The organism is Roseovarius atlanticus, from assembly GCF_019802205.1.
GTDB lineage: Bacteria > Pseudomonadota > Alphaproteobacteria > Rhodobacterales > Rhodobacteraceae > Roseovarius > Roseovarius atlanticus_A.
Window position 1 is genome coordinate 2077396 of the sequence record NZ_JAHVHQ010000003.1, and the last position, 12547, is coordinate 2089942.

Below are 12547 nucleotides of genomic sequence, written 5' to 3' on the forward strand. Positions count from 1 at the left end.
CCATGTTCGAAATCGTGGTCACAGCCTGTCTTGCGTTTGCCTCTGGCGGGGCCGACCCGGCCTGCCGCGACATGTTGCTGGCGGGGTACGAGACGCCCACCCAGGCCGCGTGCGAGGCGCAAATGCCCGAATTGTCAAAGAAATTCGACGACCCGCGCTGCGTGTCTGCCGGCCCCGCGCTGGACGTGACCGAGGTCGCCCCGGGCGTTTTCGCCCATCTGGGCCGGATCGAGGAACCCGACCCGGACAATCGCGGCGACGTCGCCAATCTCGGCTTCATCGTGGGCGCCGACAGCGTCGCGGTGATCGACACCGGCTCGGCCCGCTGGATCGGCGAAGCGCTGTGGCGCGCCATCCGTCAGCACACCGACAAGCCCGTCAGCCACGTCATCCTGACCCATATGCATCCCGATCACGTGCTGGGCACCGACGCCTTTCGCACCACCGGGGCCAATATCGTCTCCCACGCCACCCTGCCCCGCGCGCTGGCCGACCGGCAGGCCAATTACGCGGAGAGCCTCACGCGCCTCATCGGCCCCGCCTTCGCCGGCTCCACCGCCCCGGACGCGGACATCACCGTAGAGCCCGACGCGCCGATGCAGATCGATCTCGGCGACCGCATCCTCACCCTGCACGCATGGCCCACCGCGCATACCGGCAACGACCTGACCGTGCTGGACCAGGAAACCGGCACGCTCTTCACAGGAGATCTGATATTCCACCTGCACACCCCCGCCCTCGACGGCAGCGTGCTGGGCTGGCTCGACGTGCTGGAACAGCTGCAAACACTGGAGATCGCCCGCATCGTGCCGGGCCATGGCGGCCCGGTGCTGGACTGGCCCGAAGGCGCAAAGGACCAGCGCCGCTATCTCGAAACCCTGCGCGACGACACCCGCGCCGCCATTGCGAACGGCACCCGCCTTGGCGATGCCGTCACCACGATCGCGGACAGCGAGGCGCACAACTGGCAGCTTTTCGAGGCCTACAACCCCCGCAATGCCACCGTCGCCTTTACCGAACTGGAATGGGAATAGCGATTAGTCCTCGGCCACGTCCTGCAGCATCTGCGCGATGGCAAACAGCCGCTTTTCGATCAGCTGCGGCGTCTCGCACAGGTAGGTGATGGACTGCTGCCGGTCCGAGTAAATCACCTGGTCCCAGTCCAGCTTTTCCTCCAACGCGTCGATCCGGTCGTAATCCGGCGCGTCCGCTTCCAGCGCGGTGTCCATCTCCAGCCGCATCTCGTCGATCTTCTCGGCCAGCGCGATCTGCCCCAGCGAGAAATCCGCGATTCCGTTGATGATCCGCGACCGGCGGGTGTTGAGCGACTTGAACGTCTGCGCGAACGCCCGTCCCAGGTTGTCCGCCCTGTTCTCCGGCCAGCGCCCGGCAAACTCCTCCGCCGCTTGCCGCAGTGCGTCCATCTCCAGCCGCCGCACCGCAAGCGTTCCGGCAAGGTCCCGGATATCCGCCGCCAGCGCCGGATCCTCGACCTCGTCCTCCGGCAGCGCGATGGGCCACATCAGCCCCAGCGACAGCTCCTCGACCTTGCGCTGCACGCAGGGCCACGTCGGGTCCGAAAAATCCGCCGCCAGCAATGGCGCGGCGGTGCCCATGACGGCAGCGAATGCCGTTAAAACCAGCGTCCTCATACGGTCCTCCCTTGGTCCCATGGGAACATGCCCATCCATCCCCGGCAAGGGTTCACAATGGAATACCAACCAAGGTACTAATTGTGCGGCGGCATGGCCGCCCCCTACCATAACCTTGATTCACGTGCCTGTCTGCGGCGCGAACGGGAGGAAATACACTATCATGCGCACCAAAGCTGCCGTGGCCCTCGAGGCCGGCAAACCACTGGAAATTATGGAAGTCGAACTCGAAGGCCCCAAGGCCGGCGAGGTTCTGGTGGAAATCAAGGCCACGGGCCTGTGTCACACCGACGAATTCACCCGCTCGGGCGACGACCCCGAGGGCATCTTCCCCGCCATCCTGGGCCATGAAGGTGCCGGCGTGGTGATGGAAGTGGGCGAAGGCGTCACCACGCTCAAACCCGGCGATCACGTGATCCCGCTCTACACGCCCGAATGCCGCGAATGCGCGTCCTGCCTGTCGGGCAAGACCAATCTCTGCACGGCGATCCGCAACACGCAGGGCCAGGGCCTGATGCCCGACGGCACCACCCGGTTCAAGATGCTGGATGGCACGCCGATTCACCATTACATGGGCTGCTCGACCTTCGCCAACCACACGGTCATGCCCGAAATCGCGCTGGCCAAGGTGCGCGAGGACGCACCCTTCGACAAGATCTGCTATATCGGCTGCGGCGTCACCACCGGCATCGGCGCGGTGATCAACACCGCCGGGGTCGAGATCGGCTCCACCGCGGCGGTCTTCGGCCTCGGCGGCATCGGCCTCAACGTGATCCAGGGCCTGCGCATGGCGGGCTGCGATATGATCATCGGCGTCGATCTCAATGACGACAAGGCCGAGATGGCCAAGAAGTTCGGCATGACGCATTTCGTCAACCCCACCAAGGTCGAGAACACGGTCCAGGAGATCGTGAACATGACCAAGAAGGGCAACGACCAGATCGGCGGCGTGGACTATTCCTTCGACGCCACCGGCAACGTCAAGGTGATGCGCGACGCGCTGGAATGCTCGCACCGCGGCTGGGGCTGCTCGGTCATCATCGGCGTGGCCCCCGCGGGCGCCGAAATCTCCACCCGCCCCTTCCAGCTGGTCACCGGCCGGGTCTGGAAAGGGACCGCCTTCGGTGGCGCCAAGGGCCGGACGGACGTGCCGAAATTCGTCGACTGGTACATGGACGGCAAGATCGAGATCGACCCCATGATCACCCACAAGCTCAAGCTGGAAGAGATCAACCACGGGTTCGAACTGATGCACGAGGGCAAGTCGATCCGCGCGGTGGTGGAGTTCTGATTTGTCCATCGAGGTCGTCTCTCAGAACAGGAGCTTCGGCGGCGAACAGGTCGTCTACAAGCACAGTTCCAACACCTGTGCCTGCGAGATGACCTACGCCGTCTACCAGCCTCCGCAGGCCAAGGATGGCCCGGTTCCGGTGCTTTGGTACCTGTCGGGCCTGACCTGCAACCACGAAAACGCCATGACCAAGGGCGGATTCCAGGAACACGCGGCGCGCGAAGGCATCGCGCTGGTGTTCCCCGACACCTCGCCCCGGGGCGAGAACGTGGCCGATGACGAGGCCTATGACCTGGGCCAGGGGGCGGGCTTTTACGTCAACGCCACCTGCGACCCGTGGCGGCAGCATTACCGCATGTACGACTACATCGTGAACGAGCTCTACGCGATCATCTCGGAAACCCAGCCGGTGCAGGACCGTCACGGCATCACCGGCCATTCCATGGGCGGGCACGGCGCCATGACCATCGCCATGCGCAACCCCGACAAGTTCGAGTCGCTGTCGGCCTTCGCGCCCATCGCCAACCCGACCCGCTCGGATTGGGGCCGCAAGCAGCTCAGCGCCTATCTGGGCGACGACGAAAGCACCTGGGCGCAGCACGATTCCACCCTTCTGCTGGAAGAACACGGCTGGAAGGGCGACGTGCTGATCGACCAGGGGTCGAGCGACCAGTTCCTCGACCTGCTGAAACCCGAGGCGCTGGCCGACACCATGGCCAAACGCCGCCAGCCCGGCCAGATCCGGATCCAGCCGGGCTATGACCACTCTTATTTCTTTGTGCAGACCTTCGCCGCCGATCATGTTTCTTGGCACGCCGAACGCCTGTTGCAATGATGTGTGTACTGACACTGTTGACTAGGGAGACATCACTTTGACCATCCGTACCATCCTCGCCGCCGGCCTCCTGGCCACCACGCCCGCCCTGGGCTTCGCGCAAGACGTCGAAGGCGACGCCGAAGCCGGTGAAAAGGTGTTCCGCAAATGCCAGGCCTGCCACGCCGTCGGCGAAGGCGCCGAAAACAAGGTCGGCCCCGTTCTGACCGGCATCGTGGGCAGCCCCGTCGCGGCCAACGAGGATTTCAAATACTCCGACGTGCTGGCCGAGATGGGCGCCGAGGGCAAGGAGTGGACGCCCGAAGAACTGGCGGCCTTCCTCGAGAAACCGCGCGACTACGCCAAGGGCACCAAGATGGCCTTTGCCGGTCTGCGCAAGGAGGAAGAAAGAATGAACGTGATCGCGTATCTCGCCTCCACGGGCGAATAACGCGGCACGTCCGAGACGCGGGGGCTCCAGGAAGGAGAGAGCTTGGGACCCCCGCTTTAACGGTCGATACATCGACCATTCCAATGCAGCGGCACACCGCTGCTTCCATGGGAGGACTACAATGAAGAAGCTTATGCTTTTAACCTCGGGTCTGGCGCTCTGCGCTGGCATGGCCGTCGCCAACGACGACCTTGTCACGCAGATGGACGACCCCAGCCAATGGGCGATCCAGACGGGCGACTACAAGAACCAGCGCCATTCCAAGCTGGATTCGATCAACAAGGAAAACGTGGGTGACCTGCAGGTCGCATGGACCTTCTCGACCGGCGTTCTGCGCGGTCACGAAGGCTCGCCGCTCGTCGTGGGCGACACCATGTATGTCCACACGCCCTTCCCCAACATCGTCTACGCGCTCGATCTGGCCGACGAAGGCAAGATCAAGTGGAAGTACGAGCCCAAGCAGGACCCGGACGTCATTCCGGTGATGTGCTGTGACACCGTCAACCGCGGTGTGGCCTATGCCGACGGCAAGATCTTCCTGCACCAGGCCGACACCAAGGTCGTGGCGCTCAACGCCGAAGACGGTTCGGTCGAATGGGAAGTGGTCAACGGCGATCCGTCCATCGGTGAAACCAACACCGCGACCGTTCTTCCGGTCAAGGACAAGATCATCGTCGGCATCTCGGGCGGCGAGTTCGGCGTGCGTGGTCACGTGACCGCCTACAACATGTCGGACGGCACCCAGGCCTGGCGCGCCTACTCGATGGGCCCCGACGAGGACATCCTCGTGGATCCCGAGAACACGACCCATCTGGGCGAGCCCGTCGGCGAGAACTCCGGCACCAACACCTGGGAAGGCGACCAGTGGCAAATCGGCGGCGGCACCACCTGGGGCTGGTACTCGGCGGATCTCGAAGAGAACCTGATGTACTACGGCACCGGCAACCCGTCGACGTGGAACCCCTCGCAGCGTCCCGGCGACAACCGCTGGTCCATGACCATCATGGCCCGCGACATCGACACGGGCGAGGCCAAGTGGTTCTACCAGATGACCCCGCATGACGAGTGGGACTACGACGGCGTCAACGAAATGATCCTCACGGAGCAGGAAGTTGACGGCGAGGAGCGCAAGCTGCTGACCCACTTCGACCGCAACGGTCTGGCCTACACGATGGACCGTGTGTCGGGCGAACTTCTGGTCGCCGAAAAGTACGACCCGGTCGTGAACTGGACCACGGGCGTCGACATGGACCCCGAGTCCGACACCTACGGTCGTCCCGAAGTGGTGGCGCAATACTCCACCGAGCAGAACGGCGAAGACGTCAACTCCACCGGCATCTGCCCGGCGGCGCTTGGCACCAAGGACCAGCAGCCCGCGGCCTATGACCCGGAAACCCAGCTGTTCCTGGTCCCGACCAACCACGTCTGCATGGACTACGAACCGTTCCGCGTCAGCTACACCGCAGGTCAGCCCTATGTGGGCGCGACCCTGTCGATGTACCCTGCCCCGGACAGCCATGGCGGCATGGGCAACTTCATCGCCTGGGATAACATCAACGGCGAGATCAAGTGGTCCAACCCCGAGCAGTTCTCGGTCTGGTCCGGTGCTCTGACCACCGCCGGTGGCATCACCTTCTACGGTACGCTCGAAGGCTACCTGAAGGCGGTCGATACCGCCACGGGTGAAGAGCTCTACAAGTTCCGCACCCCCTCGGGCATCATCGGCAACGTGATGACCTACGAGCGCGACGGCAAGCAACATATCGCCGTGCTGTCGGGTGTCGGTGGCTGGGCCGGGATCGGTCTCGCGGCCGGTCTGACCAACCCCAATGACGGTCTGGGCGCCGTGGGTGGCTACGCCGCTCTCAGCGACTACACCGCGCTGGGTGGCCAGCTGACCGTGTTCACCCTGCCGGACTAAGCGTCAGGCAACAGCCGGGGCCGGTCCTCCTGATGGAAGGCCGGCCCCGTGCCCAGAATGAACGACGCATAATCAGTACCCAAAACAGGAAAGGTATGCCCCTATCATGAGCACCGGACTCCGCTTGACACTCGCCTCGGCCCTGGTCGCGCTGCCGATCACCGCCTCGGCTCAGAACTGGAGCGATCAGCCGGTCGATCCTGCAAACCACGACGAGACCGTCGCCTACGAAGAAGGCGGGCGCTACTACACCGAAGAAGACGTGCCCACCTACAACGTGGCCGAGGACGGCACCGTCGACTGGATGACCTTCTCGGGCTTCCGCCGCTATCACGCCGAATGCCACGTCTGCCACGGCCCCGATGGCGAAGGCTCGTCCTACGCCCCCAAGGTCAAGAATTCCGCCGTCCACATGGGCTATTACGATTTCTACGACGTGGTCGTGAACGGCCGCGGCAACGGCAACTCCGTCATGCCCCACTTCGGCGACAACCCGAACGTGATGTGCTATCTCGACGACATCTACGTCTATCTCAAGGCGCGCGGCATGGACGCCGTCCCACGCGGTCGCCCCGGCTCGAAAGAGGCCAAGTCCGACGCGATCCAAGAGGATGAAGATGCCTGCATGGGCTGAATCTCTCGCGACACGCGCCGCCGCCCGCCTCACCGGGTCGGCGGCGCTTTGCCTTTCCGCGCTGCTGATCTCGGGGGCCGCAACCGCGCAAACCTCGGATCTCGTGTCCCACAACGCGCTGCGCGTCTGCGCCGACCCGGCCAACTACCCGATGTCCACCAAGGAGGGCACGGGATACGAGAACAAGCTGGCGGACCTCATCGCATCCAAGCTGGACCTGCCTGTGCAGTACACCTGGTACCCGCAGGCCACGGGCTTCATCCGCAACACGCTCAAGGTCAAGCGCTGCGACATCGTCATGGGCTATGCCCAGGGCCATGAACTGGTGCTGAACACCAACCACTATTTCAGCTCGGTCTACACCCTGATCGTGCCGCAGGACAGCGCCCTCGCCTCGGTCGAGCGCCTCACCGACGAGGCCCTGAAAGGCACCCGCATCGGCATCATCGCCGGCACGCCTCCCTCGGCGCATCTCGCGCGGCACGGGCTGATCGGCAAGGCCAAGCCCTACAACCTCGTGGTCGACCGCCGGCACGAGAACCCGGCCATCAACATGCTCGACGACCTCAAGGCCGGCGACATCGACGCCGCGATCCTGTGGGGTCCTCTCGGCGGCCCGCTGGTCAAGACAGACTACCCCGGCATGAAGGTCATTCCCCTCATCAAGGAGGAACTGCCCCCGCGCCTCTTCTTCCGCATCACCATGGGCGTGCGGCAAGGTGAGAAAGTCTGGCAGCGCGAACTCAACTCGCTCATCCGCCGTCACCAGGACGAGATCAACGCGCTCCTGGTCGACGCCGGCGTTCCGCTGGTCAGCGACATGGGCAACGAGATGCTGGACCTGGCCCAGTGAAACGCCTCGTCGCGGCCCTCGCCCTCGCGGCCTGGGCCGCCACGCCAGGCGACGCACAGGACGTCCCTGAACCCTCCGACTACCGCATGGACCACTACCGCGCGCCGGTGCCCGCCACGCTCGAGGGCGGCACCGTCATCGACGCCGAAGAGGCCCACGCCCTCTGGCAATCCGGCAAGGCCGCCTTCATCGACGTCCTGCCCCAGGCGCCCAGGCCCGAGGGCCTGCCCGAAGGCACCATCTGGCGCGACAAGCCCCGCCCCAGCATCCCCGGCGCGGTCTGGCTTCCCAATGTCGGATATGGCGCCATCGCCGACGTCACCGCGGATTACTTCCGCGCCGGGCTCGATCACGCCACCGGGGGCGACCCCGACCACCCGGTGGTTTTCTTCTGCCTCGACGACTGCTGGATGAGCTGGAACGCCGCGAAACGCGCAATCGAATGGAACCATTCGCACGTCTACTGGTTCCCCGATGGTACGGACGGGTGGGCGTTTCAGGATTTTCCGTTGAAAGAAATCAAGCCTTTCCCCGCCCCCTGACAGGCGAATTGGCGCCTTGAATTTGCCGTTTGGCCGGGTCGTCCCATATGGTTCGGAAACGACTCACGCAACGAAAACACTTAGACCTGGGAGTGGAAACATTGAATGACAAGTTGATTTACGGGGTCCTGATCGCGGCCGTCGCCGTGCTTCTGGCAGTGGCAGCCCTGCGCCCGAAACCCGAACCGTTGGGTGACCAGACCGCCCAGGCCAGCAGCGAAAGCTCCGAGGAAGAAACCGCCGCCGAAGGCGACAGCGAAGGCTCCGAGGAACAAGCCGCCGCGTCCGAGAGCGACAGCGAAGGATCCGAAGAGCAGGCCGCTTCCTCCGAGAGCGACAGCGAAGGCTCCGAGGAGCAGGCCGCCTCCGCCGAGAGCGACAGCGAAGGTTCCGAGGAACAGGCCGCCTCCTCCGAGAGCGACAGCGAAGGTTCCGAGGAACAAGCAGCCTCCTCCGAAAGCGACACCGAAGGCTCCGAAGAACAGGCCGCCTCCTCCGAGAGCGACAGCGAAGGTTCCGAAGAACAGGCTGCCGCGTCCGAGGGCGACAGCGAAGGTTCCGAAGAGCAGGCTGCCTCCTCCGAGAGCGACAGCGAAGGTTCCGAGGACCAAGCCGCATCCTCCGAGAGCGGCAGCGAAGGCTCCGAAGAGCAAGCCGCCGCCTCCGAGAGCGAAAGCGAAGGCTCCGAAGAGCAAGCCGCCTCCGCCGAAAGTGACAGCGAAGGTTCCGAAGAGCAAGCCGCCGCATCCGAGAGCGACAGCGAAGGCTCCGAAGAGCAGGCCGCATCTTCCGAAAGCGGCAGCGAAGGCTCCGAAGAGCAAGCCGCCTCCTCCGAGAGCGACAGCGAAGGTTCCGAAGACCAAGCCGCCGCATCCGAGAGCGACAGCGAAGGTTCCGAGGAACAAGCAGCTGCATCCGAGAGCGACAGCGAAGGTTCCGAGGAACAAGCAGCTGCGTCCGAGAGCGACAGCGAAGGTTCCGAGGACCAAGCAGCTGCGTCCGAAAGCGACAGCGAAGGATCCGAAGACCAAGCAGCTGCGTCCGAAAGCGACAGCGAAGGCTCCGAGGAGCAGGCCGCGTCCTCCCAGAGCGACAGCGAAGGCTCCGAAGAGCAGGCCGCCGCCTCCGAGAGCGACAGCGAAGGCTCCGAGGGCACGCAGTCCAGCAGCGACAAGATCGCCGCGCTCGAGGAACGGGTCGCAGCGCTCGAAGCTCAGCTCAGCGAAGGCGGCTCAGGCTCCGGCGACAGCGGCTCCGCATCGGGCGAAGACACCGAAACCTTCGGTGTCGGCTCTACCGCGGTCCTGAACGATGGCGACATCCGCATCTTCGTCAGCTCCATCGCCGACGACACCGTGCGCTTCGCCGTCAACGGCTTCAACGTGCAATCCGCCGACTCCGGCTCGGAAGTCGAGCTCGAGAACGGCTGCACGCTGACCGTCGAAAGCGTCGAGAACAAGACCGCACGCTTCGCCACGGCCTGCGAGTAACATCCGACGACAGACCCCGGGCGCGCAGCGCGTGCCCGGGGGCAGCCCCGTCTCAGTATCCTGTCAGTTTCTTGTGCGCGTGGGTGACGGTGCCATCGGTATCCGTCATGGTCACGTCCACCGCCTGCGCCCGGCTCGGCACCGACAGCGCCACCTGCGGGTTCTCCGACAGCGAAATCGACCCCGTCATCTCGACATATCCCGCACCGTCCAGGTCGATCTCGACCGTCTCGACATAACGCATCGGGATGAACAGCAGCGAAATCTGATCCATCTGCATCCCCGAATGCGACGGGTGCGAAATGTCCACATCCATCCGGTTCAGCCGGTTCGCCAGCTTGTCCGCCGCACTCTGCCCCAGGCCGGTCAGCCGCCCGGCCAGTTCGATCTCCATCCGCCCCAGCGTTTCCAGCGCCAGCTTCGGATCGGTCCCCGGCGGCGCCGCACAGGCCCCCTGCCCCGAGGTCTTGACGAAGGTCCCGGCGACGAACAGCCGGCCGTCGGTCGTCTCGGCCACCACGTGCATCGGCGTCGGCCCGTTGATCCGCATGGTCACGTCGAAAAAGAACGCCGGCAACGGGGTATCCAGGTCAAAGACCGCCGAGACCGGCATCGGGTTCTCGTCGATCACAAGCGTCACGCTGGCAATCTCGGCCCCTTCCGGTGCCACCACATGCGCCGCCAGCTGCGTGCGCGCATCGTTGCCCGTCCGGTACGGCGCGTCGATAGCGATCACCTTTGCGCCGTCCAACAGCGCCCGCTCGCCATAGATCTCGGCGCTCAAATCCTCCCATGTGCCGGCCAATGCCGGCACCGACATCAGGCACAGCGCACTCAATGCGCGCATGGATGTTGCGATCATTCCGTGTCTCCTCCCGACAGGAATATGCCAAAGGCCCGCGGGCCGTCGCATGTCTCCACGTCATATATCACGTCCAGCGTTCGGGCGTCCATCACGGTCACCGTGTTCTCGAACCAGTTGGCAAAGACCACGCGGCTCCCGTCCGCCGTGGCGTCGATCCCCTCGGGATACTCGCCGACGCTCACCTCATCCACCGGCGTGAGCGTCTCAAGGTCGATCACGCTCAAGGAATTCGCATACTGGTTGGTCACGAAGGCCCGCCCGCCTGCGAAGGCGACGCCATAGGGCCGCTCGCCCACCGGCACCGTGCCCACCACCGCACCGGCGTCGGCATCCACGACGCTCACGTCATTGCTGCCCACGTTGCCCACGAACAGCCGCCCATCCGGCGCAAACCCCAACCCATAGGGCCGCACGCCCACGCCGACCCTGTGCACCACCTCCAGGGTCTCGGCATCCCACACCGACACCCGGTCGGCATCCTTCTCGGCACTGGCCAGGAACCGGCCATCGCCCGACAGCGCGATCCCCGCCGGCTCCGCCCCGGCCTCCAGCTCCCGCAAGATCTCAAGGCTTTCGGCATCCAACACCCAAAGCCGCGCATTGTACCAGTCCGAAACGAACAGCCGCCCGCGCGCGGCGTCCAGCGCCACGCCGGTCGGCCCGCCATCCAGCTGCGTTTCATTCAAGAGCCTGCCGGTGGGCGAAAACCGCCGCACGGTCTTGGTATCCGGGGAGACGGAATAGACCGCATCGCCACCAACGGCGACCCCGGCAGGCTTGCCCGCCACGTCCCAGCGATCGACCTCGGCCCCTCGGGCCACGTCGATCACGCTCAACGCATCGGCAGGCTGACAGGTGACATAAGCGGTTTGCCCGGCCACAGGCGTGGCCAGGCAAAGCGCCAGCGCTTCAAGAACCCGGCGCACCGAACCGCTCGGTCAGGGCATCCAGCCCCGCCTGGTAGACGCCGCTCACGGCCGCAATCGCCGCCTCGTCGTTCAGTTCGGGCGGCGGATCGTTGTTCGGATAACCGCGATAGAACGCGCCCCGCCATTCCACGATAGACCCGCCCCCGTCACGCGGCTTCACCGTCAGGTGGGACGAGTAGTTCGTCACCGGCAGCACCTCGACCGCCACCTCGGTGATCCGGTAGGAATAGCTCATCTTCTCGGCGTCGTACTTGTAGAGGATCTCGTCGATGGTCGGCCCCCCTTCCTCGCCCAGCGTCAGAACCCGCGTGGCGTCGATCTCGTTGCCGCCCTCGCCTTCCGTCGAATGCACCGCCGGGTGCCAGGACATGTCCTGGAAATTCCCGATCGCCTCCCAGACCTCGGCCGGGTCCGCCGCCACCTCGGTGGTCAGCGTCACCTTCTGCCGCGTCGGCCCGTGCGCCAGCGCCATACCCGGCAGCATCAGCGCCGTCAGGCTCGCCATGAACATTCGTCTTCTCATGTATCTTCCTCCCTGAAGATTCGGTTTTTCAAGATTTGTCGCATCCCCCGCGCCCAGATCTCGTCGGTGCTGCCGCGCACGCTGACGCTGCCGCCCTTCACGATCTCGCCGCTGGCGGCATCCTTCAGTTGCACCGCGATGGACACCAGCACCGGCGACACCATGTTGATCTCGCCCACAAGGATGAACTCCGCGCCCAGCGTCCCCGCCATGCGGATGTCGCAGCCGTAACAGCTCGCCGGGTTGCTCACCCGGCTTAACTCCTCCGCCACCGGCGCGACGTCCAGCAGCGTATAGCCCTCCGCCTCGAATCGCTCCGCCAGCATCCCTTCCAGCATCTCCGCACGGGCCAGATCGGCATCATTCGGCCCCCCGGCCGTCAGCGAGGAAGATTGCGTCGTCTGGTCAGAACTGTCTTCCAGATGCAGCCCGAAAAAGGCCACCGCCCCTTGCGCGTACGCAGCCGGGGCGAAAGCCAGGAACAGGAACAATATCAAACGCATACGGACGTTCTTAGAAGTTAAGAGTCGCCCTTCATTCTGGGGTGCGTACAGTGATTGCGAAACACGGCAATTGGTATTG

General features: G+C 64.7%; 14 protein-coding genes. 9 read left to right on the forward strand and 5 right to left on the reverse strand.

Features of this window, described 5'->3' with window-relative positions; translation table 11 throughout:
* Window positions 1-2 precede the first annotated feature (2 nt).
* Window positions 3-1034, forward strand: a complete 1032-nt coding sequence (locus tag KUV49_RS16220; protein WP_222450849.1) for a quinoprotein relay system zinc metallohydrolase 2 — start codon at window positions 3-5, stop codon at window positions 1032-1034.
* 3 nt (window positions 1035-1037) lie between these two features.
* Here the strand turns inward: KUV49_RS16220 and KUV49_RS16225 are convergent, their stop codons facing one another.
* On the reverse strand, window positions 1038-1652 hold the full coding sequence (locus tag KUV49_RS16225) for a hypothetical protein (RefSeq protein ID WP_222450850.1): 615 nt from the start codon (window positions 1650-1652) through the stop codon (window positions 1038-1040).
* Between the two features lie 163 nt (window positions 1653-1815).
* Between KUV49_RS16225 and KUV49_RS16230 the strand changes: the two genes are divergently transcribed.
* The 8 genes from KUV49_RS16230 to KUV49_RS16265 all read left to right on the forward strand — a co-directional run bounded on the left by KUV49_RS16230 (window position 1816) and on the right by KUV49_RS16265 (window position 9648).
* On the forward strand, window positions 1816-2943 hold the full coding sequence (locus tag KUV49_RS16230; protein ID WP_222450851.1) for an S-(hydroxymethyl)glutathione dehydrogenase/class III alcohol dehydrogenase: 1128 nt from the start codon (window positions 1816-1818) through the stop codon (window positions 2941-2943).
* Between the two features lie 7 nt (window positions 2944-2950).
* Window positions 2951-3778 carry an S-formylglutathione hydrolase gene (gene fghA / locus KUV49_RS16235; RefSeq protein WP_222451038.1) on the forward strand — a complete coding sequence of 276 codons (828 nt, stop codon included), beginning with the start codon at window positions 2951-2953 and terminating at the stop codon, window positions 3776-3778.
* Between the two features lie 37 nt (window positions 3779-3815).
* Entirely contained in the window at window positions 3816-4208 is a 393-nt protein-coding gene (locus KUV49_RS16240) for a c-type cytochrome (RefSeq protein ID WP_410000766.1), read from the forward strand.
* Between the two features lie 121 nt (window positions 4209-4329).
* Window positions 4330-6129 (forward strand): methanol/ethanol family PQQ-dependent dehydrogenase, encoded by a 1800-nt coding sequence (locus KUV49_RS16245; protein ID WP_222450852.1) that lies wholly within the window; start codon window positions 4330-4332, stop codon window positions 6127-6129.
* Between the two features lie 106 nt (window positions 6130-6235).
* Window positions 6236-6763 carry a c-type cytochrome, methanol metabolism-related gene (locus KUV49_RS16250; RefSeq protein WP_222450853.1) on the forward strand — a complete coding sequence of 176 codons (528 nt, stop codon included), beginning with the start codon at window positions 6236-6238 and terminating at the stop codon, window positions 6761-6763.
* On the forward strand, window positions 6747-7616 hold the full coding sequence (locus tag KUV49_RS16255; protein ID WP_222450854.1) for a substrate-binding domain-containing protein: 870 nt from the start codon (window positions 6747-6749) through the stop codon (window positions 7614-7616). The genes KUV49_RS16250 and KUV49_RS16255 overlap by 17 nt, the downstream gene beginning before the upstream one ends.
* The gene (locus KUV49_RS16260; protein ID WP_222450855.1) at window positions 7613-8158 is read left to right on the forward strand and encodes a PQQ-dependent catabolism-associated CXXCW motif protein; all 546 of its coding nucleotides are present in this window, start codon (window positions 7613-7615) and stop codon (window positions 8156-8158) included. The genes KUV49_RS16255 and KUV49_RS16260 overlap by 4 nt, the downstream gene beginning before the upstream one ends.
* Before the next feature lie 101 nt (window positions 8159-8259).
* Window positions 8260-9648, forward strand: coding sequence for a hypothetical protein (locus tag KUV49_RS16265; RefSeq protein WP_222450856.1), 1389 nt, complete (start codon window positions 8260-8262; stop codon window positions 9646-9648).
* A 52-nt stretch (window positions 9649-9700) separates the two neighbouring features.
* Here the strand turns inward: KUV49_RS16265 and KUV49_RS16270 are convergent, their stop codons facing one another.
* Genes KUV49_RS16270 through KUV49_RS16285 form a run of 4 tightly spaced genes read right to left on the reverse strand, consistent with a single transcriptional unit; the run spans window position 9701 to window position 12456 of the window.
* Window positions 9701-10510 carry a quinoprotein dehydrogenase-associated SoxYZ-like carrier gene (locus KUV49_RS16270; protein WP_222450857.1) on the reverse strand — a complete coding sequence of 270 codons (810 nt, stop codon included), beginning with the start codon at window positions 10508-10510 and terminating at the stop codon, window positions 9701-9703.
* Window positions 10507-11439, reverse strand: a complete 933-nt coding sequence (locus KUV49_RS16275; protein WP_222450858.1) for a YncE family protein — start codon at window positions 11437-11439, stop codon at window positions 10507-10509. The genes KUV49_RS16270 and KUV49_RS16275 overlap by 4 nt, the downstream gene beginning before the upstream one ends.
* On the reverse strand, window positions 11423-11965 hold the full coding sequence (locus tag KUV49_RS16280) for an SRPBCC family protein (RefSeq protein ID WP_222450859.1): 543 nt from the start codon (window positions 11963-11965) through the stop codon (window positions 11423-11425). The genes KUV49_RS16275 and KUV49_RS16280 overlap by 17 nt, the downstream gene beginning before the upstream one ends.
* A complete protein-coding gene (locus tag KUV49_RS16285) occupies window positions 11962-12456 on the reverse strand; it encodes a DUF3280 domain-containing protein (protein ID WP_261391262.1) in 495 nt (164 codons plus the stop codon). Before KUV49_RS16285 ends, KUV49_RS16280 begins: the two co-directional genes overlap by 4 nt.
* Between the last annotated feature and the right edge of the window lie 91 nt (window positions 12457-12547).